This is a genomic window from Stenotrophomonas panacihumi, assembly GCF_001431645.1.
GTDB classification, from domain to species: domain Bacteria; phylum Pseudomonadota; class Gammaproteobacteria; order Xanthomonadales; family Xanthomonadaceae; genus Stenotrophomonas_A; species Stenotrophomonas_A panacihumi.
In genome coordinates this window covers 1-26,396 of the sequence record NZ_LLXU01000093.1, presented here as the reverse complement: position 1 = coordinate 26,396, position 26,396 = coordinate 1, and the positions used below count along the sequence as shown (strand labels likewise).

Here is a 26,396-nt window from a genome sequence, read left to right as displayed (position 1 = left end):
GAGGGAATGGGGAGCGAGGCCGGGATCGGGGCCAGGTCCAGCGCCTGGCGGATGAAGTCGCGCAGCGACACCACCAGCGCGCCGGTCTCCACCGGACGGCCGGCGACCATCTCCGCCGCCGCCTGCGCGGCCAGCCGCACCTGTTCCTCGGTGCCGAGCAGCACCACGTCCGACAGCGCGGCTTCCACCGCATCGCGGATGCGCCGGCGCCGGTCCGAGCCATTGGATGAAATGCCTTCGCCCTCGCCTTCCACCGGTGCGCGCGCACGCAGTTCGCGCAGGTGGCTCGGATCCACGCTCAGCTCGCCGGTGAAGGAGCCGCCCAATACCTTGTAGGCGGCGATCAGCGTCTTCAGGCGCTCGTTGATCTGCCGGTTCTCGCGTTCGCGGCGCCGCTGCAGCGTCTGCATGAAGACCAGGCGGATGCCCACGGCGACGAGCGACACCACGACCAGCCCGAACAACGTGGTCAGCAGTGCATTCCAGGAACTGAAGTCGAGCATGTTGCGCATCGGCGATCTCCCTGCCTCTGGGGCAGGAAGATAGCCGATGCCGTGGAGGGGCCGTGCATGCGCGGCCGTGGGGCCGTTATCCGCTGGCGGAGACGGGGTCGAGTCCGTAGGACCAGCCTTCGCGCCAGCGCGCATCGCTGCCCTGGATGCGCACGCCGGTCAGCCCGCCCGTGGCCCGGTTCGCCGCACGCGCCTGGAAACGCGCGTACTCCAGCGCCTCTTCCTGCATCCGGAACTGCCTCGCCGCGCCGGCGGCGAGGATGCCGTCCCCTTCGCGCACCGCCCACCCGTTGATGTGCATCACCACGTACCAGTACTTGCGCTCCATGACACGTCCTCACATCACTGCCGCTACCCCCGGGGGCAGTAGAACAAAGGCGCGGCGGAGGGATTACACGGATTCGGCAAGGCGTGGGCCCGGGATCAGCGGCATGGATATACTGGCCCCGTCAACAGGGGGAAAACCGATGAACGTCATGTGGACAGCGCTGATCGCGCTGGCTTTGTGCTGCATCGCGCCCGATACGCGCGCCGAGGGAACGATCGACCCCGCTGTGTGGGGGCCTTATGCACAGATGGCTGGGAAACAGGCCACGTTCCGCGACGACAGCGGCCGCACGATCCACGAGGAATACCGCTGGATCGAGCCCGGCCGAGTACTCCAGCATGTCCAGACCCGCGCGGATGGCGGCAAGGTCGTCTACCAGGCGACGATTTCCGCCACAGGCGTGCCCGGCCAGCTGGATGCGATCTACGAGACCGACTGGCTAAAGGGCCCGCGCGTCATCCTGCTGCGCGGGCCCAGCGTGGCCCTGTGGGCCGACGCGATATTGTTCCAGCCCGCGAAGCAGGTGGCACTGAATCCGGACGGCACCTGGACCGAACGCACGGTCAAGCTCAACCCCAACCTGGAAGTGGTGCAGGTCAAGTCGGTGCAGCCGCGCAGCGATGTCGCCGCATTGCCGCCGGCCACCGCGAGCGAGCAGCCCGCTGCGCTGGCGACTGCCGCGACACCCGCGGGCGCACCCACCGCCGCGTCTGCACCGGCGGTCGCCGCCAGCCTGCCCGCGCCCGCCGTCGTGGCAGCCCCCGTATCTGTCCCAGCCGCGACTCCCATCCGCATCACCTTCGGTGGGATGGAAGAGTGGATCGGAAAACCACTGATCGGCGTACAGGCCGGTGAGATCATCGAACTGCAGCGGCGCAGTGAATCCGAACTCGCAGTGCAGTTCTACAGCTATACCGGCACGCCGATATCCCGCTACGTTTTCCATGCGGATGTCGACAGTGGCGAGTTGGTCATCACCGAGGCGCCCTTCACCGACGCCAAGCAGAAGTGGGCGCAATGGCAAGGGCAATCGTTGCTTCTGGGCAGCAGCACCGGCCGGCTCCTGGGTGGGCTCAACCGCTACCACACGCTGACCGCACGCCGGGCGGGGATATTGGTGTCGTGGACGTATCACCGCAGCAATGCCATCGGCATGACCACGGATGAAGGAGACAAGACCGAGGAAGTCTTCGTCCCGGTCACCGAAGCGCTCGTTGCCGCTTCCGCCACTGCCCAGGAAGAAAAGCAGCATATGGCCGCATTGTCCGCCGAGCGTCGCCGCCAGGACCAGGAAGACAGCGCAAGGATGGCGCAGGCCTTCATTGGCGGTTTTGTCCAGGGCATGGGCGAGGCGCAGCAGAGCTATCAGCAGCAGGACCAGAAGCAGGCCGAGTTCCTGCGTGATACGCAGTCGCAGGTTCGCGCCGTGGAGGCCTATCGTCGCTCGCAGCTGCAGCGCGCGCAGGCCGAGCAGAGTGCAAAGTCTTCTACCGTCGCCGCGCCGGCTTCTGTAACCGCCGCGCCCGCCGCAACGCCCGGCAACAGCATCGCCACCGCGACGTCAGCAAAGGCCACCGCCACCGTGCCACCGAAGACCAGCGCAGCAGCGGCGCCCAAGGCCGACGCCGCATCAAGCACGAGCGCGCAACAGGACACCCGCGCGCGACAGCAGGCCGCCCTGGCGGAAGCGGAACGCAAACAGCAGGAAGATTGGCAGGCCTACCTGCAATCGGAGAAGGCGGGCATCCGGCTCGCGGCCGCCACCTGTCCTGGCGGACAGGGTCGCTACTACATTGGCGGCAAGCGTCCGACGCAGAAGTCCTGCGTCAATGTGCATTACGAAGCACGCTGCCCGGGTACACCGTCCGGACAAGGTGCGCGCGGCACGCTGGCCAATTTCGTCGGCGGCGCCAACTGCATGGGCGACACCGCCGCGCTCGGCGGCATGCTGTCTTGTCCAGCAGAACAGGTGCGCGTCGACGTGCTGGAAGTGACCGGCTGCACCTGAGCCGTGAGCCGCCGCGCAAAGCAAAACGGCCCGCATCGTGGGATGCGGGCCGCTTGGCAAAACATTGGTCGGGGTAGCCGGATTCGAACCGACGACCACCAGTCCCCCAGACTGGTGCGCTACCAGGCTGCGCTATACCCCGGAAGGTTGGTGCACCGCCCTCTCAGGCGGCCTGCGATTATAACGGCTTCGCGCGCCGTTGTCGCTCGACTTCAGCGACGCAGCAGCTGCAGGACTTCTTCCAGCTCCATCCGCACCTGCTTGATGATCTGGTTGCTCAGCGCCGATTCCTCGCGCGCGCCGGCACTGTCCAGGCGCAACCGCGCGCCGCCGATGGTGTAACCCTGTTCGTAGAGCAGGCCGCGGATCTGCCGCACCATCAACACGTCGTGGCGCTGGTAGTAACGGCGGTTGCCGCGACGCTTCACCGGCTCCAGGCTGGGAAATTCCGTCTCCCAGTAGCGCAGCACGTGCGGCTTGACGTCGCACAGTTCGCTCACCTCACCGATCGTGAAGTAGCGCTTGGCCGGTATCGGCGGAAGTTCGCGGTTACTGCCCGGATCCAGCATAGGTCTCCACCCGTTCCTTGAGCTTCTGTCCCGGGCGGAAGGTCACTACCGTCCGCGCGGAAATCGGAATTTCCTCGCCGGTCTTGGGATTGCGACCGGGCCTCTGGTTCTTGCGCCGCAGGTCGAAGTTGCCGAAACCCGACAGCTTCACCTGGCGTCCCTGCTCCAGCGCATCACGCAGCACGTCGAAAAACGCGTCGACGAACTCCTTGGCCTCGCGCTTGTTCAGACCGACTTCGTCGAACAGGCGCTCGGCCATTTCCGCTTTGGTCAATGCCATGGCATGCCCCCTGTTACCACTTCAACTGCGGATCCGGGCGCGATGTTCGCGCTCGACGGCGGCCACGACATCGGCCACCACGGCGTCCACGTCCCGATCCGTGAGCGTGCGCGAGTTATCCTGCAAAATCAAGCCCATAGCCAGACTCTTGAAGCCGGCTTCGACGCCGGGGCCGACATAGCGGTCAAACAGCAGGACATCGCGCAGCAGCGGGCCGATGCTGGCGCGCACGGTGGCGGCCAGATCCGTCCAGGCCACCTGCTCGGGTACCAGGAACGCCAGGTCGCGGCGCACCGAGGGGAAGCGCGAAAGCTCGCCGGCGCGCGGCAGCGCACGGGCCGCCAGCGGAGCCAGCGCCAGCTCGAACACGACGACATCCACGTCGATCTCCAGCGCCTTGGCCAGCGCCGGGTGCAGCTGGCCGATCCAGCCAATGCACTGCCCGTCGCGCCAGACGTCGGCCGAACGACCCGGATGGCCGTACGGACGCGTCGAAGGCCGGTATTCCAGCACCGCGCCACTGGCGGCGGCCAGCGAGGCCAGGTCGCCCTTGAGGTCGTGGAAATCAACCTTGCGCGCGGGCTCGCCCCACTGCAGCGCCACCGCATCGCCGCACACGGCCGCGGCCACGTGCTGGGTTTCGATGGGCGCGGCACCGGCCTCGGCGGCCGCGGCGAAGACCTTGCCCACTTCGAACAAGCGCACGCGCCCGGCCTGGCGCGCGGCGTTGCGGCCGAGCGCGGCGACCAGCCCCGGCAGCAGCGCCGGGCGCATCACCGCCAGTTCGGCGCTGAGCGGGTTGGCCAGCGACACCAGCCCGTCGCGCAGCTGCCACTTGGAAAGCAGCTCGGCTTCGACGAAGGCGTAGTTGATGGTTTCCTGCAGGTCGCGCGCGACCAGCTGGGCGCGCACGGCCACTTCTTCCAGCACCGTCTCGCTCGGCATGGCGATGCGGCTGGCGCCGCCCGGCAGCGTGGTCGGGATGCGGTCGTAGCCGTGGATGCGCGCCAGTTCCTCGATGAGGTCTTCCTCGATGGCGATGTCGAAGCGACGGGTCGGCGCGGTGACCTGCCAGCCGGCGGCGTCCGCCTCGACCTGCATGCCCAGCGCGCGCAGGATGCGCTCGATCTCGGCATCGACAATCTCCAGGCCGAGCACGCGGGCCACGCGCGCGCGGCGCAGGCCGATGCGCGCGGCCGCCGGCAGGTGCTGCGGCAGATCCACCTGGGTGACCGGGCCGGGCGTACCGCCGGCCAGTTCCAGCACCAGCCGCGTGGCCAGTTCGATCGCCTGCGGCGGCAGCTGCGGGTCCACGCCGCGCTCGAAGCGGTGGCCGGCATCGGTATGCAGGCCGAGCTTGCGGCCACGGCCCATGATCGCGGCCGGCTGGAAGTGCGCGGCCTCGAGGAACACGTTGGCGGTGGCGTCGGTGACGCGGGTGTCGAAGCCGCCCATCAGGCCGGCCAGGCCGACCGGACGGTCGGCATCGGTGATGACCAGGAAGCTGTCGTCCAGCGTGACGTCACGGCCGTCGAGCAGCTTGAGCGCCTCGCCCGCGCGCGAACGGCGCGCGGCGATGGGGCCCTTCAGCATGTCGAGGTCGTAGGCATGCATCGGCTGGCCGAGTTCGAGCATCACGTACTGGGTGATGTCCACCAGCAGCGACACCGGGCGCACGCCGCTGCGGCGCAGGCGCTCGGCCATCCACACGGGCGTGCGCGCGGCCGGGTCGATGCCCTCGATCACGCGGCCGCAGAAGCGCGGCGCTTCGGCGCCGGCGTTGAGTTCGACGGCGACGCTGCGGGAGGAGACCGCCGGCACCGCGGCGATATCCATCGCCACCACTTCGCTGCCGCAGGCGGCGGCGACGTCATAGGCGATGCCGCGCACGCTGAAGCAGTCGGCGCGATTCGGGGTGAGCTTGATCTCGATGCTGGCGTCGGGCAGGCCGAGGTACTCGGCCAGCGGCGTGCCGACCGGCGCATCGTCCGGCAGCTCGAACAGGCCCGAGGCATCGCTGTCCAGTTCCAGCTCCTTGGCCGAGCACAGCATGCCGTTGGATTCCACGCCGCGCAGCTTGGCCGCCTTGATCTTCATCTCGCCGACCTGCGCGCCGACCAGCGCCAACGGCGCGACCAGGCCCGGGCGCGCGTTCGGCGCACCGCAGACGATCTGCAAACGTTCGCCGCCGCCGGCATCGACCTGGCAGACCTGCAGGCGATCGGCCTCGGGATGGCGCACCGCTTCAACGATGCGCGCCACCACCACCTGGCCCAGCGAGGCGCCGAGCGGCGTGACTTCTTCGACCTCCAGGCCGATGGCGGTCAGGGTCGCGGCCAGCGCGTCGCGGTCGGCGTCGGTGGGGACATGGCTGCGCAGCCAGTTTTCGGAGAATTTCATGGGGAGCCGGGATCAGGAAGCGAAAGGGAAGGACGTTCGCCTCAGGCGAACTGGCGCAGGAACCGCACGTCGTTCTCGAAGAACGCGCGCAGGTCGTTGACGCCGTAGCGCAGCATGGCGAAGCGCTCCACGCCCAGGCCGAAAGCGAAGCCGGTGTAGCGCTCCGGGTCGATGCCGACCGCGCGCAGCACGTTCGGATGCACCATGCCGCAGCCGAGCACTTCCAGCCAGCGGGTGCTGCCGTCGGGCTGCTGCCAGGCGATGTCCACTTCCGCGCCGGGCTCGACGAACGGGAAGTAGCTGGGGCGGAAGCGCATCTCGAAGTCGCGCTCGAAGAAGGCGCGCACGAATTCGGCCAGCGTGCCCTTGAGGTCGGCGAAGGTCGAATGCTCGTCGACCAGCAGGCCTTCGACCTGGTGGAACATCGGCGAGTGGGTCTGGTCGCTGTCGCTGCGGTAGACCTTGCCGGCGGCAATCATGCGCAGCGGCGGCACGTGCTCGCCCATGTAGCGCACCTGCACGCCGGACGTGTGGGTCCGCAGCAGGCGGCCGTCGCCGAAATAGAAGGTGTCGTGCATGGCGCGCGCCGGATGGTGCGGCGGGAAATTCAGCGCCTCGAAGTTGTGCCAGTCGTCCTCGATCTCCGGGCCGTCGGCCAGCTCGTAGCCCAGCCGGGCGAAGATCCCGGTGATGCGTTCCAGCGTGCGGCTCACCGGATGCAGGCCACCGCGTTCTGCGCGGCGCCCCGGCAGGGTGACGTCGATGCGCTCGCCGGCCAGGCGGGTGTCGAGCGCGGCGGCATCGAGCACCTGGCGGCGCTGGGCCAGCGCCTCGGACACCGCGTCACGGGCCAGGTTGATCGCCTCGCCGGCCGCCTTGCGCTGCTCCGGCGGCAACGCGCCGAGCTGCTTGAGCTGGGCGGTGATGCTGCCGCTCTTGCCGAGCAGGGCCACGCGCAGGTTTTCCAGGTGCTCGGGCGCCTGTGCCGCGGCGATATCCGCCAGCGCCTGTCCGGTCAGGGTTTCGATCTCGCTCATGGGCTTGCCACGTGTCCTGCTTGCAATGTGCGTGACGGCTTACGCCGGCACAAAAAAGAATGGGGAAGGACTCGCGCCCTTCCCCATGCATTGGTCCTACCTGGACACCCGCGCCATGCGCGGGCCTCCGGAACGACTTATGCCGCCAGCGCGCCCTTAGCCTTCTCAGCCAGCGCGGCAAAACCCGCCGCGTCGTGCACGGCGATGTCCGCCAGCACCTTGCGGTCCAGGGTGATGCCAGCCTTCAGCAGGCCGTTCATGAAACGGCTGTAGCTCAGGCCGTTGATGCGGGCCGCCGCATTGATGCGGGTGATCCACAGCGAACGGAAATTGCGCTTCTTCTGCTTGCGGCCGATGTAGGCGTACTGCTGCGCCTTGATGACCGCCTGCTTGGCGACGCGGAAAACCTTGCGACGGGCGTTGTAGTAGCCCTTCGCCAGGGTCAGGATCTTCTTGTGCCGGCGACGCGCCTGCACACCACGCTTTACTCGTGCCATTGTTCAGTCCTCAGAGGTAGGGAAGCATGCGGTCCAGACGGCCCGCGTCCTCGGCACGAACGTGGTTCGTCTGCCGCAGGTTGCGCTTCCGCTTGGTCGCCTTCTTGGTGAGGATGTGGCTACGGTTGGCGTGGCCAGCCTTGTACTTGCCGGAAGCGGTCTTGCGGAAACGCTTGGCCGCCGCCCGGTTGGTCTTGATCTTGGGCATTGCTATGTCCTTGATGGTTTTATGTCACTGACCAGGGCGGTGGCTCGCGCCACACTTTCCGTCCATGCCCTCGCCTGCTTGTAAGCTCTTGATTCCAAAGGAACAACAGCCGGTCCTGTCACCGCTTGTACGGCATTCCCGACGGATCGGGCCGCACATTATGCCCGGGTCGGGAAAGTCTTGCAAATCAGCGGGTTCTGCATGACGGAGCCGCGGGCTCCGTCCAGGGCCGGTGGCGGGGCCACCGGCCGGAGCTGGATCAGCTCTTCTTCTTCGGCGCGATCATCATGACCATCTGCCGGCCTTCCAGGCGCGGGCGCGATTCGATCACGATGTCCTCGCCCAGGTCGGCCTCGATCCGCGCGGCCATCTCGCGGCCGAGCTCCTGGTGGCTCATCTCGCGGCCACGGAAGCGGATGTTGACCTTGACCTTGTCGCCTTCCTCCAGGAAGCGGCGCATGTTGCGCAGCTTGATCTGGTAGTCGCCCTCGTCCGTGACCGGACGGAACTTCAGCTCCTTGATCTCGACCTGCTTGGTCTTCTTCTTGGCCTCGTTGGCCTTCTTCTGCTGCTCGAACTTGAACTTGCCGAAGTCCATGATCTTGCAGACCGGCGGGTCGGCCTGGGGCTGGATCTCGACCAGGTCGAGCCCTTCCTCTTCCGCCTTCGCCAGCGCTTCGTCGCGCGACAACACGCCGATCATCTCACCGTCGCTGCCGATCACGCGGACGCGCGGCACACGGATTTCTGCATTCCGGCGGTTCTGTTTGTTGTCAGGTGTACTGATGTTGCAATCTCCCAGGGGAATCGAACCGGCGCTTCCGGAACATCCAGACGGCCGGGGTTGGCTTACGCGGCGTGCTCGGCACGCAGGCGTTCGGCGAAGGCTTCCACGGACATCGTGCCCAGATCCTCGCCGGAACGGGTGCGCACCGCAACGGCGCCATTGTCCCTCTCGCGGTCGCCGACGACCAGCAGGTAGGGCACGCGCTGCAGCGTATGCTCGCGAATCTTATAGCCGATCTTCTCGTTGCGCAAATCAGCCTGGACCCGGAAGCCTTGATTTGCAAGGGTTTTCCGAACCGATTCAACGTATTCAGCCTGGGCGTCAGTGATATTGGCCACCACCACCTGCACCGGGGCCAGCCAGGCCGGGAAGGAACCGGCGTGGTGCTCGATGAGGATGCCGATGAAGCGCTCCATCGAGCCGACGATGGCCCGGTGCAGCATGACCGGGTGCTTTTTCTGGCTGTTTTCGTCCACGTACTCGGCGCCGAGGCGGCCGGGCATCATGAAGTCGACCTGCATGGTGCCCAGCTGCCAGGTGCGGCCGATGGCGTCCTTGAGGTGGTATTCGATCTTCGGGCCGTAGAAGGCGCCCTCGCCCGGCAGCTCCTGCCATTCCACGCCCGAGGCCCGCAGCGCCGAGCGCAGCGCGCCCTCGGCCTTGTCCCAGGTGGCGTCGTCGCCCAGGCGCGAATCCGGGCGCAGGGCGATCTTGATCTGGATTTCCTCGAAGCCGAAGTCGGCGTAGACCTTCAGCGCCTGCTCGTGGAATGCGCGGACCTCGCCCTCGATCTGGCCTTCGGTGCAGAACACGTGGCCGTCGTCCTGGGTGAAGCCGCGCACGCGCAGGATGCCGTGCAGCGCGCCGGACGGCTCGTTGCGGTGGCACGAGCCGAACTCGCCGTAGCGGATCGGCAGGTCGCGGTAGCTGTGCAGGCCCTGGTTGAACACCTGGACGTGGCCCGGGCAGTTCATCGGCTTCACCGCGTAGGTCCGCTTCTCGGACTCGGTGAAGAACATGTTGTCCTTGTAGTTGTCCCAGTGGCCGGACTTCTGCCACAGGCTCACGTCGAGGATCTGCGGGCAGCGCACCTCGCCGTAGCCGGTGTCGCGGTACACCTTGCGCATGTGCTGCTCGACGACCTGCCAGATCGACCAGCCCTTCGGGTGCCAGAACACCAGGCCCGGGGCCTCTTCCTGCAGGTGGAACAGGTCCTGCTGCTTGCCGATGCGGCGGTGGTCGCGCATCTCGGCTTCCTCGATGCGCTTGATGTAGGCATCGAGCTGCTTCTTGTCGGCCCAGGCGGTGCCGTAGATGCGCTGCAGCTGCTCGTTCTTCGCATCACCGCGCCAGTAGGCGCCGGAAATGCGGGTCAGCTTGAAGGCCTTCAGGAAGCGCGTGTTCGGCACGTGCGGGCCGCGGCACATGTCCACGTATTCCTGGTGGTAGTACATGCCCATGGCCTGGATGTCGTCGGACATGTCCTCGATCAGGCGCAGCTTGTAGTCCTCGCCACGCGACTTGAAGATCTCCACCACTTCCGCGCGCGGCGTCATCTTCTTGATGACGTCGTAGTCCTGGGCGATCAGCTCGGCCATGCGCTGCTCGATGGCGGCCATGTCCTCGGGCGTGAACGGCCGCTCGGAGTAGATGTCGTAGTAGAAGCCCTCGGCGATCACCGGGCCGATGACCATCTTGACGTCCGGGTACAGCTGCTTGACCGCATGGCCGACCAGGTGCGCGCTGGAATGGCGGATGATCTCCAGCCCCTCCTCGTCCTTCGGCGTGATGATGCGCAGGGTGGCGTCGTGGTCGATGACGTCGCTGGCGTCGACCAGCACGCCGTCCACGGCACCGGCCAGGGTGGCCTTGGCCAGGCCGGCGCCGATCGACTGGGCGACCTGCATGACGGAAACGGGCTGTTCGTACTCGCGGCGGCTGCCGTCGGGGAGCGTGATCGTGATCATGGGCTGGGAATCTGGAAAGGGCCGCCGGCCGGTGGCCAGGGGCGGGAAAAACGGGGAAAGGCGCGAGGGCCGGGCGAAAAAAAAGCGCCGCGAGGGCGCCGGGGGCCGGGCCTCGTCGGGATTCAGCGCTGGGCGATGGTAGTGCTCATGTCGCACGCTAGGCCGGCGTTTTCGCGCGGGCCACCTTGGCGGTGGATTCAGGCCCGCATGGTAAACCAAACGCGGCAGGCCTGCGCGCCCGGCGCGTGGCATGATGCCCAGGCCGTTTCCGTCGCGCGATCCGATGACCACCAAAGGCAAGGCTACTTCCCTCGACATCGCCTACCTGGCGGGCGTTTCGCAGCCGACGGTGTCGCGCGCCCTGCGCGGCAGCCCGATGGTCAACGAGGAAACCCGGCGGCGCATCCTGAGCATTGCCCGGCAGCTGAACTACAAGGTCGACAAGAACGCCTCCAGCCTGCGCCTGCGCAATGCCGGCACCCTGGCGCTGCTGTTCTTCGAGGATCCGACCCCGGACGACTCGCTGATCAACCCGTTCTTCCATTCGATGCTGGGCTCTATCACCCGCGCCTGCGCGCTGCGCGGCTACGACCTGCTGGTGTCCTTCCAGCAGCTGTCCACCGACTGGCAGGCCGATTACGAGGACAGCAACAAGGCCGACGGCATCATCCTGCTCGGCTATGGCGACTACCACGAGTCGCGCGCCCGGCTGCAGCGGCTGGTTGAACAGGGTACGCATTTCGTGCGCTGGGGCGCCGCCCTGCCCGACCAGCCGGGCGTGTCGATCGGCAGCGACAACTTCCAGGGCGGGTTCGACATCACCCGCCACCTGCTCGAGCAGGGCTGCCGGCGCATCGCCTTCCTGGGGCATGCGTCCAGCCATTACCCGGAATTCGAGGAACGCTACCGCGGGCACGTCGAGGCGATGCGCGCGGCGGGGATCGCCGCCGAGCCGGCGCTGCAGCACGATGCAATCACCACCGAGCAATCCGGGCACGACGCCTGCGCGGCCCTGCTGGCGCGCGGCGAGCGGTTCGATGCGGTGTGCGCGGCGAGCGACCTGATCGCCATCGGCGCGATGCGGGCCCTGCGCGCGCAGGGCCTGCAGGTGCCCGCCGACGTGGCCGTCACCGGGTTCGACGACATCCCGCTGGCCGGTTCGGTGTCGCCTTCGCTCACCACCGTGCAGCAGGACACCAAGCTGGCGGGCAGCCTGCTGGTGGACGGGCTGATCGCGCTGATCCGCGGCGAGGCGGCGGAGAGCCGGGCCATTGCGACCCGGCTGGTGCCGCGGGATTCCTCGAAGCGATAGGCGCAGCGGCTACCGGCGGCCCGCCGGCGCCCCGCCCCGCGCATCCTGCGCGTCACGCGCCGCCTGCTGCTGCATCGCCTGCGCCAGCGTCGCCTGCAGTCCCGCATCACGCACCGGTGCATCGAGCAGGAACACCCGCACGCCATGCGCCGGCACCTCGGCCGCGAGCTTGCCCTTGGCGCTCACCGGCTTGCCATCGAACGCGTCGCGCCATGCCCCGGCCTGCACATGGCGGTCGGCCAGCAGCGTCTTCGGCGTGTCGCCCTTGTTGAGCATCACCAGCGCCGCCTGCGCCTGCCCGTCATGCTGGTACACGCGCAGGAAGACCGCCTCGTCCCCCTGCAGCCGCAGGTTCACCTGCAAGCCGCGCTGCAACGCGACGCTGTCCTCGCGCAGCCGCGCGATACGGCGCAACGGCGCGAAGATCGGGCTTTGCGGCGCGGCGTCGATGCGTTCCTGGCCGAAGTACGCGCGGTTGCCCGCATGCTCGGCCCGCCCGCGCATGAAGCCGGTCTCCGAGCCGTAGTACAGCACCGGAATGCCGCGCGCGGTGAACAGCCAGTTGTTGGCGTCGATGAACCCCGCGTCGGTCGCGTCCAGCCGCGCCATGTCGTGGTTGTCGTAGAACGTCATCAGCTCGTAGGGGTTGCGATACGGCCCCTCGCCCAGGAACAACGTGCCGTCCAGCTTCTCGAAGCCCTCGCCCTTGCGGCCGAACACGTCGGACATCGCGCCACGCTGCGGGAAATCGAGCACGCTCACCCCCGCGTTGCGCTGCCAGGTATGCCGCGCGATCGAGGCCGGGTCGTAATCGAACGCCTCGCCGAACATGAAGAAGCCCGGCTTGCGCGCACGGATGCGCGCACTGAAGGCGTGCCAGAAGCGGTCCGGCATCCAGGCGATGGTGTCGATGCGGAACGCGTCGGCGCCCTGGTCCAGCCACTGCAGGTAGGCGCCGGCCAGGTAGTCCAGCACCGCCGGGTTGTCCTGGTTGAAGTCGGCCAGCTCGGCCAGGTTGCCGTCGAAGATCGAACCGTCCTTCGCGTCCACCGGCCCGATGTTGTTGTAGAACGCGTGCAGCGGGTTGTGCTTCGGGTCGAGCTTTTGCGGCGGCAGGTTCTGGTGGTCGGCCACCAGCTTGCCGTCGCGGTCGAACACCTGGCCGAACTTCGCCTGCTGGCGGGTCATGCCGAAGGCCGGCGAGCCATGGTTGCCCACGATATCCAGCACCACCTTCAGGTCCTTGGCGTGCATCGCGCGGGTGAAGCCGGCGAAATCCAGGCCCGGGCTCGGCAGGTGTTCGTCCAGCTGGTAGAAGTTCACGCCCCAGTAGCCGTGGTAGCCGGTCTTGCCGTTGTCGCTGAGGTTGCTGTCGCAGCTCACCGGCTTGCCACCGCTGAACGGTTCGTCCGGGTTGTCGATGATCGGGGTGATCCACACCGCGCCGAAGCCGAGGTCGCGGATGTAGCCGGCGTTGTCGGCCACGCCTTTGAAGTCGCCGCCGAGATAGCCGATGTTGCCGTCGATGCCGTCCGGGCAATGCACCGGGATGTCGAAGGTCGGATGCGGGCCGCCCTGGTCGCGGTGGTCGTTGGAAGGATCGCCGTTGACGAAGCGGTCGGTGACGACGAAATACACCGCGTCGCGGGCGAACGGCTCCAGCGTGCCGTAGTAGTCCGGCGCGGGCGTGGCGGCATGGGCACCGCCGGCCAGCAGGGCCAGGCAGGTGCCGAGGAACAGGGTCGAACGCAGGTGCATCAGGTCGTCTCCGAAGCGGCGGGCACCCGCAGCGCGAACAGGCCGGCGATGAACAGGCTGATGCCGCCCAGCACCAGCACGCGCATCGGCTCGTCCTGCAGCAGCGTGCGCAGCACGAAGCCGAGCGCGCTGGCCGCGATCAGCTGCGGGATCACGATGAAGAAATTGAAGATGCCCATGTACACGCCCATCTTGGCGGCCGGCACGCTGTCCGACAGCAGGGCGTAGGGCAGCGAGAGGATGGAGGCCCAGGCGAAGCCGACGCCCACCATCGACAGCAGCAGCCAGTGCGGGTCGGTGATCAGCGTGAGCGACACCAGGCCCAGGCCACCCAGCCACAGGTTGACCAGGTGGCTCCAGCGCAGGCCGATGGCGCGCACCATCAGCGGGATCAGCAACGCGGCCAGCGCGGCGAAACCGTTGTAGGCGCCGAACAGCACGCCGACCCAGTTCGCGCCTTCGTTGTACGCCGCCGAGGCGGTATCGGTCGCGCCGAAGTGGCGCCCGGCCACCGCCGCGGTGGTGTAGATCCACATCGCGAACAAGGCGAACCACGAGAAGAACTGCACCCACGCCAGCCGGCGCATGGTGGGCGGCATGCCGCGCAAGTCGTCGACGATGGCCGCCAGCATGTGCGTGCCGGGCAGCACGCGCGCCAGCCACAGCAGCACCCCATAGCCGGCACACAGGCCTGCGAGCACGTAGAGCATGCGGTCGCCGTCGCGCCAGGCGATGGCCGCGGCCAGCAGCACGCCGATCACCCCCCACCGGACCACCCGGGACATCGGCGGCGCACCGTGCGCGCGTACCGCGGCGCGCGCGGCCACCGGCTCGGCATCGTCGAAGGCGGCCAGCTGCTGGGGCGAATATTCGCGCGTGCGCAGCACCGTCCAGCCGATCGACAGCAGCAACACCGCCGCGCCCGCATAGAACGACCAGCGCACGGTATCGGGCACCTGCCCCGGCGCTGCGGTATTCGCCACGCCCCAATGCGCCAGCAGGTAAGGCAGGAAGCTGGCGACGATGGCGCCCACGCCGATGAAGAAGCTCTGCATCGCGTAGCCGGTCGGACGCTGGCGCGGCGAGAGCTGGTCGCCGACGAAGGCGCGGAACGGCTCCATCGAGATATTGATCGACGCGTCCAGAATCCACAGCGTGCCCGCGGCGATCCACAGCGTCGGCGAGTTCGGCATCACCAGCAGGGCGAGCGTGGTGAACAGCGCGCCGAGCATGAAATACGGACGGCGGCGGCCCCAGCGCGTCCAGGTGCGATCGGAGAGGTAGCCGATCACCGGCTGCACCAGCAGCCCGGTCAGCGGCGCGGCGATCCACAACCCGGGCACCGCGTCCATCGGCGCGCCCAGGGTTTCGAAGATGCGGCTGGCGTTGGCGTTCTGCAGCGCGAAGCCGAACTGGATGCCGAGGAAGCCGAAACACATGTTCCAGATCTGCCAGAACGACAGCTGCGGCTTGGACGTCATCGGGCGGCCTCCACGACCGGCAGCGGAACCAGGGTGAGGCCGAGCACGCGGGCGTCGTTGACCACGCCGTCGCGTCCGCCCTGCCCGCCCGTGTAATGGGCAAAGTGCGCCAGCGCGCTCATGTTGAAGCCTTCTTCCAGGGTGATGCGGCAAGCGCCCGGGCCGGCGCGGAACTCCACCTGCGTGGAATCCTGCGGACCGACGCTGTGCGGCATCGTCACCGCGAGCCGCTGGTCGGGCTGGCCGTCGCACTGCACGCGCAGCTGCTTCACCGCCGCGGTGACGCCGGTGTTGATCGGGCCATGCAGGTTTTCGTAGCGCAGGCGGGCACGCCAGACGCCCGCGCGCGGCGGCGTCCACTGCCAGTGGCCGGCGCCTTGCAATTGCGCTTCCGCGCCCACGCACGTCTCGGGGCTGGGAAGGGATTCGAGCGCGCCCTTGCGGCGGGTCAGGCGCAGGCAGGTCGCCATGCCCGGCGCCAGCGCGAACTGCGTCGTGCCGGCCGGCTGCGCGATGCCATCGCGCCACAGCACTTCATCCGCGCCCACGGTGACGCGCCATGCCTTGCCCGCGGCGGCCACCACCGGGGCGGCGGGCGTGGCGGGCGCGAAGCGTTCGGCCGGCTGCGGCGGCGCACTGGCGGTGTCGTGCCGTGCGACCAGCTGCACCACCGTCTGCTCGCCCTGCGTTTCCACCTGCCCCGCCACCAGCAGCTCGCCTTCGATGCGTGCCGGGCGCACCAGCACGTAGCGGTGCTTGCCTTCGTCCAGGGTGATGCGTTCGCGCGCGCCGAACAGCGCGGGCACCAGCGACGCCGGCAGCTTCGGCGCCACGCGGCCATCCGGCATCACGCCGAATACGCCTTCGCGCACCATCGCCAGATAACCGGCCACCGACCACAGCTGCCGCTGCGAATTGACCACCGGGCCGCTCAGCTTGCCGTCGTCGACATGGACGGCCTGGCTGAGCATCTCGTAGTTCTCCATGTTCGAGCCGGCCAGCGCGGCGCCGCGCAGGATCGATTCGATCTCCAGCGCGATCCGCGGCGCGTCGTCGAGTTGCCGTGCGGCGCGCAGCGCATAGGCGCTGACGAACGGCCAGATCGCGCGGTTGTGGTAGATCGGCTGGTCGGCTTCCTGCGGCCACACCACCGGGCTGCCGGCGGCAGTGGCCGGATAGCCCTGCAGCGCGCGACGCGCACGCTCGGCCGGGAACACTTCGGCCAGCACGCCCAGCGACAGGCCGAGCAGGTCGTACTTGGCCACCGGCAGCAGCGTTGTGGCCGCGCCATCGGCGGTGCGAGCCCCGGCCGGCCCCAGGTAGCTCATGTACTGGCCGGCGTCCTCGCGCCAGAAGCGCTGGTCGATCCGCGTGCGCAGCGCGTCGGCCCACTGGGCGTACTGCTTCGCGCGCGAATCGGCGCGTTCACGCGCCAGCCGCTCGGCCAGGCGCAGCGCCTGGTAGTGCAGCACGTTGGTGGATAGTGCGTAGGACTCGCCGATGAAGCGCACGTCCTGCGCGGTCCAGCCGGGATAGGTCTGCTCGCGCCAATCCAGGAAGGACGTCTCGCCGCGGTACAGGCCCACGGAGGCGTCGAACGCGTACTGGCGGTCCTGCGCCAGCGTTCCCTGCAGGGCCTGCCAGGTGTCCTCGGCAAAGGACGGATCGTCCAGCAGGTCACGCGCGGCAAGGAACCACACCACGCGGTCGGTGCTGATCGGCCAGCTGCCGCCCGAGCCGGTGTCCTGGGCAACGAACAGCCCCGGCGTACGGCCATCGCGCGCCGGCGAGAGCTTGAAGCGCAGCGACTGACGCGTGCGCTGCGGATCCATCCGCGCCAGCGCCAGGTCGGCGGCGAAGCTCATGTCGCGCGTCCACACATAGGGCCAGCGCGCGCCGGTCTGGAAACAGGGGCATGGCACCGGCCGCCCTTCGTCGAAGGCGGGGTCGCGGATCGCATCGACCCGGTTGGCATCCATCTCCTGCTGGGCGAGCGCGAACAGCGCGTCGAACAGCACGCTGCCGGTCTCGCTATGCATGGGCTGTGCGGCGATGCGCACCTCGCCGTCGGCGGCATGCAGCACGAAGCCGCCCTTGCCGGTGGCCTCGGCGCGCGCATGGCGGCCGTCGAATTCCAGGTCCGCCGCTGCCGCGGCCGGACCGGCCGTCGTCCCGAGGGCGACGGCCAGGCAGATCATCTTCAGCATCGAAGTGGCGAACCGGTTCTCACCGGCAGCCTTCCTCCCTTGTGCCCGCGTAATGGTCGTGGCGCCGGTCGCCCGGCGCGCGCTCGCGGCCCCCTCCCAGGGGCACGCCACATGGTAGGCATGGCGGCGACGGGCGCGTCCAGCTGCATACGTATTCATGGCATTCGCGCCAGCGGCGCCGGCCGCCGTCGCTATAGTCCCGGGCAGTCACGCGGCCGCCTTGGGAGGGGAAATGCCGTCGTTGTTCCTGTCGCGGTGCCTGCCCGGCGCCTTGCTTGCCCTGTGTGCCGCCGCGTGCGGCATCGCCCCGGCGCATGCCGATCCGGTCACCGTCGCCAGCGTCGAATCGCCCGGCAAGGTCCTGCGCGTGGCGCTGGAACTGGACGGCGGCCAGCCCAGTTATCGCGTCGAGCGCCTGGGCGAACCGGTGGTCGGGCGCTCCCGGCTCGGCTTCCAGCTGCGCGACGGCCGCCTGGACCGCGACCTCGCCGTGCTCGCGCAGGAAACCCGCAGCGTCGACGACACCTGGGAACAACCCTGGGGCGAGCGCCGCTTCATCCGCAACCACTACAACGAGCTCGTCGTGCACCTGGGCGAGCGTGGCGGCGCCAGGCGCCGGCTGGACGTGGTGTTCCGCGTCTATGACGACGGCCTGGGCTTCCGCTACCGCTTCCCGGAGCAGCCCGGCCTGCGCGAGGCGATCATCGACGACGAGCTCACCGAGTTCGACATCGTCCCCGAATCCACCGCCTGGTGGATCCCCGCCGGCGAGCCGATCCACTACGAATACCTCTACCGCCGCACGCCGCTGGACGAAGTGCCGCTGGCGCACACGCCGATCACCCTGCGCAGCCACGACGGCCTGCATGTGTCGATCCACGAGGCGGCGCTGGTCGACTACGCCGGCATGTGGCTGCGCCGCATCGACGGCCAGCGCCTGCGCGCGCAGCTCTCGCCGGCCGCCGAAGGCTGGAAGGTGCGCCGCACCCTGCCCTTCGATACGCCGTGGCGCACGCTGCAGATCAGCGACCACGCCGGCGGGCTGGTCGAATCCAGCCTGATCCTCAACCTCAACGAGCCCAACAAGCTGGGCGACGTGAGCTGGGTGAAGCCGGCCAAGTACCTCGGGGTCTGGTGGTCGATGCACCTGAACCAGGAAACCTGGGCGACCGGCCCGAAGCACGCCGCCACCACCAGGAACACCCAGCGCTACATCGACTTCGCCGCCGCGCACGGCTTCCGCGGCGTACTCGTGGAAGGCTGGAACCCGGGCTGGGATGGCGACTGGGTCGGCAACGGCAACGGCTTCGACTTCACCCGGCCCACGCCGGATTTCGACATCGAAGCGCTGTCGGCCTACGGCGCGCGCAAGGGCGTGCACCTGCTCGGCCACCACGAAACGGGCTGCGCGATCGACCATTACGAAGACCAGCTCGGCGCCGCGCTGGACCTGTATGCGCGGCTGGGCGTGGACGCGGTCAAGACCGGCTACGTGTGCGACGACGGCCAGGTGGAACGGCGCAACCCCGCCGGCGGCCCGCCGCTGCGCGAATGGCACGACGGCCAGTTCATGGCCGGGCACCACCTGAAGGTGGTCGAGGAGGCGGCGGCGCGGCACATCGCGGTCAACGCGCACGAGCCGATCAAGGACACCGGGCTGCGCCGCAGCTATCCGAACTGGATGTCGCGCGAAGGCGCCCGCGGCATGGAATACAACGCCTGGGGCCAGCCGCCGAACCCGCCGGAGCACGAGGTCAACCTCGTGTTCACCCGCCTGCTCGCCGGGCCGATGGATTACACGCCGGGCATCGTGAGCCTGGTGGGCCGCAACGGCCAGAAGATTCCCAGCACGCTCGCCCGCCAGCTGGCGCTGTACGTCACGCTGTACAGCCCGCTGCAGATGGCGGCCGACCTGCCCGAGCACTATGAACAGCATCGCGACGCCTTCCGCTTCATCGAGGACGTGGCGGTGGACTGGGACGACACCCGCGTTCTGGATGGCGAGGTGGGCGACTACGTCACCATCGCGCGCAAGGACCGCCACAGCCGCGACTGGTTCCTGGGCAGCATCACCGACGAGCATGGGCGCGTGCTGCCGGTATCCCTTTCTTTCCTCGAACCGGGCGTTCGCTATCGCGCCGAGATATACCGCGATGGCGACGGCGCGGACTTCCGCACGAATCCTTTCGCCTTCGTGCGCGAGACGCGCGAGGTCGGCAGCGGCGACACGCTGGAACTGAAGCTGGGGCCCGGTGGCGGCGAAGCGGTGCGTTTTACCCCTTTGTAGAAAACCCGCGCCCGCATCGGAACACGCCACGCACCCGTCGCGGGTGCATGGCCGTGCCGCTTGGAATCGATTCCACCTCGATGACCCGCATTGAATACGTATGCAGAAATATTCATACGCGCGACACACTGCCTACCATTACCCACAGTCGCGCACCGCCTTGGTTGCGACGCGCCACCCGCTCGCGGGGGCGACACAATTCGAAATGACAACATTGCCTGGGAGGGGAAAATGTTGAACCACAAGCACAGCGCGCTGAGCATCGCGCTGGCCGCCGCCATGATGCCCATGATGGCCGCCGCGCAATCCGCCGATCCGGCGACCGAAGACACGCAGACGAAGCAGTCGAGCGACGTCACCAACCTGGACACCGTCGAAGTCACCGGCATCCGCCGCGGCATCGAGAGCGCCATCGCGGTCAAGCGCGATTCCACCTCGGTGGTCGAGGCGATCTCCGCCGAAGACATCGGCAAGCTGCCCGACATCTCCATCGCCGAGTCGCTCTCGCGCCTGCCGGGCCTGTCGGCGCAGCGCGTGGCCGGTCGCGCGCAGGTGATCAGCGTGCGCGGCCTGTCGCCCGACTTCGCCACCACCCTGCTCAACGGCCGCGAGGTCGTGAGCACCGGCGACAACCGCAGCGTCGAGTTCGACCAGTACCCGGCCGAGCTGATGAACGGCGTCACCGTGTACAAGACCCCGGACGCGGGTCTGGTCGGCCAGGGCCTGTCGGGCACCATCGACATGCAGACCGTGCGCCCGCTGAGCTTCAGCGAGCGCGTGATCACCGTCGGCGGCCACTTCCAGAACAACTCGCTGGGCAAGGCGGCCAACGTCGATCCGAACGGCAACCGCTTCAACGCCAGCTACATCGACCAGTTCGCGGACAAGACCTGGGGCATCTCGATCGGCTACGCGCACACCGACACGCCGATCCAGGAGAACCAGGTCGGCCTGTACGAGCCGTGGAGCACCGAGAACACCGACCAGGGCTACCGCCCCGGCGTGCCGGCGGGCACCTACTACTCCGACGGCATCAAGGCCCTGCGCCGCACCGGCAACGCCAAGCGCGACGCGTTCATGGCGACCGTGCAGTTCCGTCCGTCCAACGCCTGGACCAGCACGCTCGACGCCTTCCACACCAAGGCCGAGCAGATCGACACCGCCAACCAGTTCGAGGTCAACCTCAGCAACTACAACGGCGGCTACACCCCGGGCCTGAACGTCACCGACGTGCAGGTCAACGACAACGGCACCATGACCGGCGGCACCGCCAGCGGCGTGTACCCGCTGGTGCGCGGCATGTACAACAAGCGCGAGGACAAGATCGACGCGTTTGGCTGGAACAACGAGTTCACCACCAACTCGGGCATCCGCATCAACGCCGACGTCAGCTACTCCAAGGCCACCCGCGACGAGCTGAGCCTGGAGAACAACACCCAGCTGACCCCGATGCCGCAGCTCGATACGGTGGGCCTGACGTACCACAGCAACGACTTCTCGCAGCTGGTGCCGGGCCGCGACTATTCCGACCCGAGCGCGCTGTACCTGACCAACACCATCTACGGCTCCGGCTACGGCAAGGTGCCGAGCGTGGAAGACCGCCTGAAGGGCGCGCGCCTGCAGGCCAGCTTCCCGCTGTCGCTGGGCTGGTTCTCCGACCTGGACGTCGGCGTGAACTACGCCGACCGCGAGAAGCACAAGGAACAGCCGGAAGGCAACATCCTGCTCGGCGACCAGGGCGACACCGCCATCGCCAGCGACCTGCAGTACAGCCCGGTCAACCTCGGCTTCGCCGGCATCGGCTACATCCCGGCCTGGAACGTGCCGGCCGCGGTGAGCCGCTACATGGTGTTCGAGCCGGTGGACGACCTGTCCTACCTCGTCTCCAAGGCCTGGACGGTGAACGAGAAGATCACCACCGCCTGGCTGAAGGCCAACCTGGACACCGAGCTGGGCGACAACGTCACCCTGCGCGGCAACATCGGCGTGCAGATGCAGCACACCGACCAGTCGTCCAACGCCAACTACTGGGACAGCACGCAGCCGGCCGGCAATGAAGTGCAGCCGTTCGAAGCGGGCAAGACCTACAACGACTGGCTGCCGAGCATGAACCTGGTGTTCGGCTTCGCGCACGACCAGACGCTGCGCTTCGCCGCGGCCAAGCAGGTCGCCCGCCCGCGCGTGGACCAGATGCGCGCCTCGCTGGAATTCGGCGTGGATACGGCCACCGGCAAGCCGGGCGCCAGCGGCGGCAACCCGCTGCTAGACCCGTGGCGTGCCAACGCGCTCGACCTGTCCTACGAGAAGTACTTCGGCGAGAAGGCCTACGTGGCCGCCGCGGTGTTCTACAAGGACCTGAAGAGCTACATCTACACCCAGAGCCGCGACGACTACGACTTCTCCGCGTTCGTGGCCGACTACGTCCCGCCGCCGGGCGGCGCGCCGGCGCAGACCATCGGCACGTTCACCGCGCCGGAGAACGGCAACGGCGGCACGCTGCGTGGCCTGGAGCTGACCGCTTCGCTGCCGCTGGACATGCTGTGGTCGCCGCTGCAGGGCTTCGGCCTGCAGGCCAGCGCCACGTTCAACGACAGCGACGTGAAGATCCGCGACCCGGAAAGCGCCTCGAGCGTGGGTAGCGGCGACATCAGCCTGCCGGGCCTGTCCGATCGCGTGTACAACTTCACCGCCTACTACGAGAACAAGGGCTTCGAAGCGCGCGTGAGCCAGCGTCGTCGTTCCGACTTCATCGGCGAGATCGGCAACTTCAACGGCAACCGCACGCTGCGTTACGTGGTCGGCGAGAGCGTCACCGACGCGCAGGTCAGCTACAGCTTCGGCGATTCGCTCGAAGGCCTGAGTATCCTGCTGCAGGTGAGCAACCTCACCAACGCGCCGTACCGTACCTATGCCGGCACGAAGGACCGCCCGCTGGAATACATCGAGTGGGGCCGTACCTACCTGATGGGCGTGACGTACAAGTTCTGATCCCTCCCAAAGGTGCAGAAAGGAAGGGCCCGCTGCTTCGGCAGCGGGCTTTTTCTTTTGTGCTCAGTCGCCCAGCGCCGGCGGGCAGGCCACCACCCGCGACAGGAACGGGCGGCCCGCCTGCCGCGTGCTGGCCGCCTCGCCTTCGATCCAGCGGCGGAAGCGGACGATCTTGTCCTGGTGGCAGCGCCCCACCGGCGTGGTGAACCAGAACGCGCGCCCGTCGGAGGAGACGAAGGCGTGCGCGGGCACCAGCGCGCCGCTGCGCAGCTCATGCTCGAACAGCAACGGCGAACCGATCGCCACGCCCTGCCCGGCCACCGCAGCGGCGATGTCCAGGTGCTCCTCCGGCAGGCGGGCGCCGAACTTCGCTGACAAGTCCGCCAGCGGAAAGCCGCGCGCCCGGTACCACAGGCGCCACCAATCGGGCCGGCCCAGCAGCGGCACATCGAGCGGAAGGTCAGGGTCTTCGAGCGCGCCTGCGGCGCGGCGCAACGACGGCGCGCACAGCGGCATGAAGATGCAAGGGAAAAGCACGGCCGAATGCAGCCCACGCCAGCGGCCGTGGCCGCTGCGGAGGGCTGCATCGAAATGTGTGACGGACAGATCGCGCACCTCGCGCGACATTTCCAGGTCCACGCGCAGGTGCGGGTTCTGCCGATGGAAACGTGCCAGACGCGGCGCGAGCCAGCCGGTGCCCAGACTGGGAAGCGAGGTCAGGCTCAGCCGGCCCTGTCCGGTGTCGGCGGGCGAGGCGTTACCGGCCGCGGCGTTCTTGCGGACGCGCGGGTCGCCACGAGCCACCGCAGGGGCAGGAACACCGCTTTTCACTCCGGCCAAGCCCGATCAGGGAAAGCCGGATGGTAACGCCACGCACCGCGCGCGGGGTCAGAGGCGCTTTCCGCAGTACATCGCGTGGCCCGGCAGGCGGATCACGCCGTCGCGGGCTTCACCGGCATCCGGCCCCGGCACCTCCACCGTTCGCCACTCGCCCGGTGGCAATGCCACTTCCGCGGGCGAGGCGGAAAGATTGAAGGCCAGCAGCAGCACCTCCGCGCCGAGCTCGCGCTCGAACAGCAGCACCGGCTCGGCGCTGTCGAGGAAGCGGATCGCGCCCTGCACCAGCACGGGCATCGTGCGGCGCCAGGTGAGGAACTGGCGGAACGCGCTGAGCACCGAGCCGGCGTCGTGCGTCTGCGCGGCGACCGACATCGCGATGTGGTCGGCGGGAATCGGCAGCCACGGCGTGCCGGTGGTGAAGCCGGCCTGCGGGCCGTCATTCCACGGCATCGGCGTGCGGCAGCCATCGCGGCCCTTGAAGTTCGGCCAGAAGGTGATGCCGTAAGGATCCTGCAGCGCCTCGAACGGCACGTCCGCCTCGCCCAGGCCCAGCTCCTCGCCCTGGTACAGGCAGATGGAGCCCCGCAGCGAGCACAGCATCGCCACCAGCAGGCGCGCCAGGCGAGGGTTGGCCGGATGGCCGCCCCAGCGCGTCACCGCGCGCTCGACGTCGTGGTTGGAGATCGCCCAGCACGGCCAGCCTTCGGTCATCGCCGTTTCCAGCCGCGAGACGGTGTCGCGGATGTAGGCGGCGCTGAAGTCGTCCACCAGCAGCTCGAAGCTGTAGCCCATGTGCAGGCGGCCGGCAGTGGTGTACTCGGCGGTGGTGGCCAGCGAATCCTCCGAGGAGATCTCGCCCAGGCTCACCGCGCCGGGGTACTGGTCCAGCAGCGCGCGCAGGCGCTCCAGGAACTCCAGGTTCTCCGGCTGGGTGTTGTTGTAGTAGTGGTACTGGTAGGCGTAGGGGTTGTCCGGGCTGAAGCCGCGCCCCACCCGCTTGTCCGCCGGCTTGGGCGGGTTGTCGCGCAGCTGCGCGTCGTGGAAGCAGAAGTTGATGGCATCCAGGCGGAAGCCGTCCACGCCGCGGTCGAGCCAGAAGCGCACGTTGTCCAGCGTGGCCTGCTGCACTTCCGGGTGGTGGAAGTTGAGGTCCGGCTGGCTGGCCAGGAAGTTGTGCAGGAAGTACTGCTCGCGCCGCGGCTCCCACTGCCAGGCCACGCCGCCGAACAGCGACATCCAGTTGTTCGGCGCGGTGCCGTCCTCGCGCGGGTCGGCCCACACGTACCAGTCGGCCTTGGGGTTGTCGCGGCTCTGGCGGCTTTCGCGGAACCACGCATGCTCGATGGAGGTGTGGCTGAGCACCTGGTCGATCATCACCTTCAGGCCCAGCGCATGCGCCTTGGCCAGCAGGCGGTCGAAATCGTCGAGCGTGCCGAACAGCGGATCGACGTCGCGGTAATCGGCGATGTCGTAACCGAAATCGGCCATCGGCGACTTGAAGAACGGCGAGATCCAGATCGCGTCCACGCCGAGCGCGGCGATATGGTCCAGGCGCTCGATGATGCCCGGCAGGTCGCCCACGCCGTCACCATTCGCGTCCAGGAAGCTGCGCGGATAAATCTGATAGATGACGGCACCCCGCCACCATGGAGTCTTCGACATCGAGCCCCCCTCCGGGCTTTGAAAGCCCCTGAAAACCGGGGCCTCGAACGAACCTCGCTAGCTTAGCGTCGGCATCCGGGTGGAGGGCCAGCCTGCATACGTATTCAAGCCGGCGGCTGCGCGGGCGTGACGGCGGTCGCCGCTTTGGCCGGGCACGTCGAAGATTTGCGGTATTTGAGGGGGGGACGACGGACAGCAACACTGCAACGCATGTCCGCCAGATCCAGGATATCGAAGGCGTGAGCGCCTACCTGCGGCAGGCGCATGCACATTCGCTGCGCTAGCCGCAGGCGCGCCGGACGTTACAGCGCCGCGTTGGGCGGCAGCGAGATCACGGTGACACCGTCGATGCTGGTGATGACCTTGCCCTGCCCGCCGGACAGCAGCGCCGCCGCTGGCGCGGCATCAGCAGGGCCCGGGCAACCCACCAGCACGGCGGTGTGGTCGAGGTACTCGGCCACCGCGGGCGACTCGCCCAGCCGGCGGCAGGCATCGCCCGTTTGCGGGAAGCCATCGCCGAAGGGCTTGAGCGACGCGGGCCAGGAAAACGCCTTGGCATCGGCCGGCGTGGCGGTAGAGGCCACCGCGCTCGGCGCGTGGCGCTGGCAACCGGCGAGCGCGGCGAAAGCCACGCCCATCCACAAGAGGGAACGAACACGGAAGGCGGAACGGATCTGCATGCGGCAACTCCGGGACCGGACGGGGTGTCCGCGCGCATTCGGCGGCAGCGGAGGCCCGCGCGTCAAGTGCGCCCGCCACGGTCAGCTGCGGCGCGCACTCCCGACCGACCACAGCCCATCCTCGTTGACCACCGGCCGGCCGATGGCCTTGAACAGCGGCCAGTCCGGATCGTAGGGGCGATGGGTGGCGCGCCAGATGCCATCGGCGATGGCCAGTTCGGCGTCCTCGTACCAGCGCACGGCGGACAGATCCGGCACGGCGCGGCGAAATTCCGCGTAGGACGGCACCAGGCGGCGCAGCAGTTCGGCCGCATCGTGCAGGGTGAGGCGTTCGAGGTCGGCGCGGGCCAGGCCTGCGGCCAACTGGTGACGCCAGCGTTCGATCATCGGCATGGAGGCGGAACTCCCTTTCGCGAACCTGCGGTGGCATGGTGACGGCGGACGGACCGCCAACGCTGACACCCTGCGGGCGCGTGCGTAAAGAACATGCGAACGGGTGCGACAAACTGCCCAATGGGTTTTGCCGCAGTGCGGCGTAGCGTGGGAGACCCCGCTCGAACGGAGCGCGCCATGACCCACCCCCTCCCC

General features: G+C 68.3%; 21 protein-coding genes and 1 tRNA gene. 4 read left to right on the top strand and 18 right to left on the bottom strand.

Annotated elements, in window-relative coordinates; genetic code table 11:
* Both ARC20_RS12235 and ARC20_RS12230 read right to left on the bottom strand, forming a co-directional pair.
* The coding region (locus ARC20_RS12235; RefSeq protein ID WP_057647508.1) for a hypothetical protein at positions 1-512 on the bottom strand (512 nt) is incomplete at its 3' end.
* A gap of 76 nt (positions 513-588) precedes the next feature.
* Positions 589-840 carry a DUF2188 domain-containing protein gene (locus ARC20_RS12230; protein WP_057647505.1) on the bottom strand — a complete coding sequence of 84 codons (252 nt, stop codon included), beginning with the start codon at positions 838-840 and terminating at the stop codon, positions 589-591.
* A 103-nt stretch (positions 841-943) separates the two neighbouring features.
* On the opposite strand from ARC20_RS12230, the gene ARC20_RS18645 reads away from it, so the two are divergent.
* Positions 944-2,848 (top strand): hypothetical protein, encoded by a 1,905-nt coding sequence (locus ARC20_RS18645; protein ID WP_146165819.1) that lies wholly within the window; start codon positions 944-946, stop codon positions 2,846-2,848.
* Positions 2,849-2,913: 65 nt separating this feature from the next.
* Here ARC20_RS18645 and ARC20_RS12220 read toward each other — a convergent pair.
* From ARC20_RS12220 to thrS, 9 genes are all read right to left on the bottom strand, one after another.
* Positions 2,914-2,990: transfer RNA gene (locus tag ARC20_RS12220), tRNA-Pro, on the bottom strand.
* A gap of 70 nt (positions 2,991-3,060) precedes the next feature.
* On the bottom strand, positions 3,061-3,417 hold the full coding sequence (locus ARC20_RS12215; protein WP_057647501.1) for a MerR family transcriptional regulator: 357 nt from the start codon (positions 3,415-3,417) through the stop codon (positions 3,061-3,063).
* A complete protein-coding gene (locus ARC20_RS12210; protein WP_057647499.1) occupies positions 3,398-3,697 on the bottom strand; it encodes an integration host factor subunit alpha in 300 nt (99 codons plus the stop codon). Before ARC20_RS12210 ends, ARC20_RS12215 begins: the two co-directional genes overlap by 20 nt.
* Positions 3,698-3,718: 21 nt before the next feature.
* Positions 3,719-6,097 carry a phenylalanine--tRNA ligase subunit beta gene (gene pheT, locus ARC20_RS12205; RefSeq protein WP_057647498.1) on the bottom strand — a complete coding sequence of 793 codons (2,379 nt, stop codon included), beginning with the start codon at positions 6,095-6,097 and terminating at the stop codon, positions 3,719-3,721.
* A 41-nt stretch (positions 6,098-6,138) separates the two neighbouring features.
* Positions 6,139-7,134, bottom strand: a complete 996-nt coding sequence (gene pheS, locus ARC20_RS12200) for a phenylalanine--tRNA ligase subunit alpha (protein ID WP_057647496.1) — start codon at positions 7,132-7,134, stop codon at positions 6,139-6,141.
* Positions 7,135-7,271: 137 nt separating this feature from the next.
* On the bottom strand, positions 7,272-7,631 hold the full coding sequence (gene rplT, locus ARC20_RS12195; protein WP_003484828.1) for a 50S ribosomal protein L20: 360 nt from the start codon (positions 7,629-7,631) through the stop codon (positions 7,272-7,274).
* A 10-nt stretch (positions 7,632-7,641) separates the two neighbouring features.
* Complete coding sequence (gene rpmI / locus ARC20_RS12190; RefSeq protein WP_010342861.1) at positions 7,642-7,839, bottom strand: 50S ribosomal protein L35; 198 nt, start codon at positions 7,837-7,839, stop codon at positions 7,642-7,644.
* Between the two features lie 259 nt (positions 7,840-8,098).
* Positions 8,099-8,641: a translation initiation factor IF-3 gene (gene infC, locus ARC20_RS12185; RefSeq protein WP_081418169.1), complete on the bottom strand. Its 543-nt coding sequence runs from the start codon at positions 8,639-8,641 to the stop codon at positions 8,099-8,101.
* A 47-nt stretch (positions 8,642-8,688) separates the two neighbouring features.
* Positions 8,689-10,593 carry a threonine--tRNA ligase gene (gene thrS / locus ARC20_RS12180; protein WP_057647492.1) on the bottom strand — a complete coding sequence of 635 codons (1,905 nt, stop codon included), beginning with the start codon at positions 10,591-10,593 and terminating at the stop codon, positions 8,689-8,691.
* A 283-nt stretch (positions 10,594-10,876) separates the two neighbouring features.
* On the opposite strand from thrS, the gene ARC20_RS12175 reads away from it, so the two are divergent.
* Positions 10,877-11,905 (top strand): LacI family DNA-binding transcriptional regulator, encoded by a 1,029-nt coding sequence (locus ARC20_RS12175; protein ID WP_057647490.1) that lies wholly within the window; start codon positions 10,877-10,879, stop codon positions 11,903-11,905.
* A 9-nt stretch (positions 11,906-11,914) separates the two neighbouring features.
* Here the strand turns inward: ARC20_RS12175 and ARC20_RS12170 are convergent, their stop codons facing one another.
* The 3 genes from ARC20_RS12170 to ARC20_RS12160 are packed head-to-tail and all read right to left on the bottom strand — an operon-like array spanning position 11,915 to position 17,351.
* On the bottom strand, positions 11,915-13,663 hold the full coding sequence (locus tag ARC20_RS12170) for an alpha-amylase family glycosyl hydrolase (RefSeq protein WP_108143389.1): 1,749 nt from the start codon (positions 13,661-13,663) through the stop codon (positions 11,915-11,917).
* A complete protein-coding gene (locus ARC20_RS12165) occupies positions 13,663-15,144 on the bottom strand; it encodes an MFS transporter (protein WP_057647488.1) in 1,482 nt (493 codons plus the stop codon). The genes ARC20_RS12170 and ARC20_RS12165 overlap by 1 nt, the downstream gene beginning before the upstream one ends.
* Entirely contained in the window at positions 15,141-17,351 is a 2,211-nt protein-coding gene (locus ARC20_RS12160; protein WP_057647486.1) for an alpha-L-rhamnosidase-related protein, read from the bottom strand. Before ARC20_RS12160 ends, ARC20_RS12165 begins: the two co-directional genes overlap by 4 nt.
* Positions 17,352-17,583: 232 nt before the next feature.
* On the opposite strand from ARC20_RS12160, the gene ARC20_RS12155 reads away from it, so the two are divergent.
* The gene (locus ARC20_RS12155; protein WP_057647484.1) at positions 17,584-19,638 is read left to right on the top strand and encodes a glycoside hydrolase family 97 protein; all 2,055 of its coding nucleotides are present in this window, start codon (positions 17,584-17,586) and stop codon (positions 19,636-19,638) included.
* A gap of 231 nt (positions 19,639-19,869) precedes the next feature.
* On the top strand, positions 19,870-22,626 hold the full coding sequence (locus tag ARC20_RS12150; protein ID WP_057647480.1) for a TonB-dependent receptor: 2,757 nt from the start codon (positions 19,870-19,872) through the stop codon (positions 22,624-22,626).
* A gap of 63 nt (positions 22,627-22,689) precedes the next feature.
* Here ARC20_RS12150 and ARC20_RS12145 read toward each other — a convergent pair whose 3' ends face one another.
* The 4 genes from ARC20_RS12145 to ARC20_RS12130 all read right to left on the bottom strand — a co-directional run bounded on the left by ARC20_RS12145 (position 22,690) and on the right by ARC20_RS12130 (position 26,201).
* Complete coding sequence (locus ARC20_RS12145; protein ID WP_057647477.1) at positions 22,690-23,430, bottom strand: LysR substrate-binding domain-containing protein; 741 nt, start codon at positions 23,428-23,430, stop codon at positions 22,690-22,692.
* 84 nt (positions 23,431-23,514) lie between these two features.
* Positions 23,515-25,128 (bottom strand): alpha-glucosidase family protein, encoded by a 1,614-nt coding sequence (locus ARC20_RS12140; protein ID WP_057647475.1) that lies wholly within the window; start codon positions 25,126-25,128, stop codon positions 23,515-23,517.
* A gap of 302 nt (positions 25,129-25,430) precedes the next feature.
* Positions 25,431-25,808, bottom strand: coding sequence for a hypothetical protein (locus ARC20_RS18640; protein ID WP_057647470.1), 378 nt, complete (start codon positions 25,806-25,808; stop codon positions 25,431-25,433).
* An 81-nt stretch (positions 25,809-25,889) separates the two neighbouring features.
* Positions 25,890-26,201 carry a hypothetical protein gene (locus ARC20_RS12130; RefSeq protein WP_057647468.1) on the bottom strand — a complete coding sequence of 104 codons (312 nt, stop codon included), beginning with the start codon at positions 26,199-26,201 and terminating at the stop codon, positions 25,890-25,892.
* Positions 26,202-26,396: the final 195 nt, after the last annotated feature.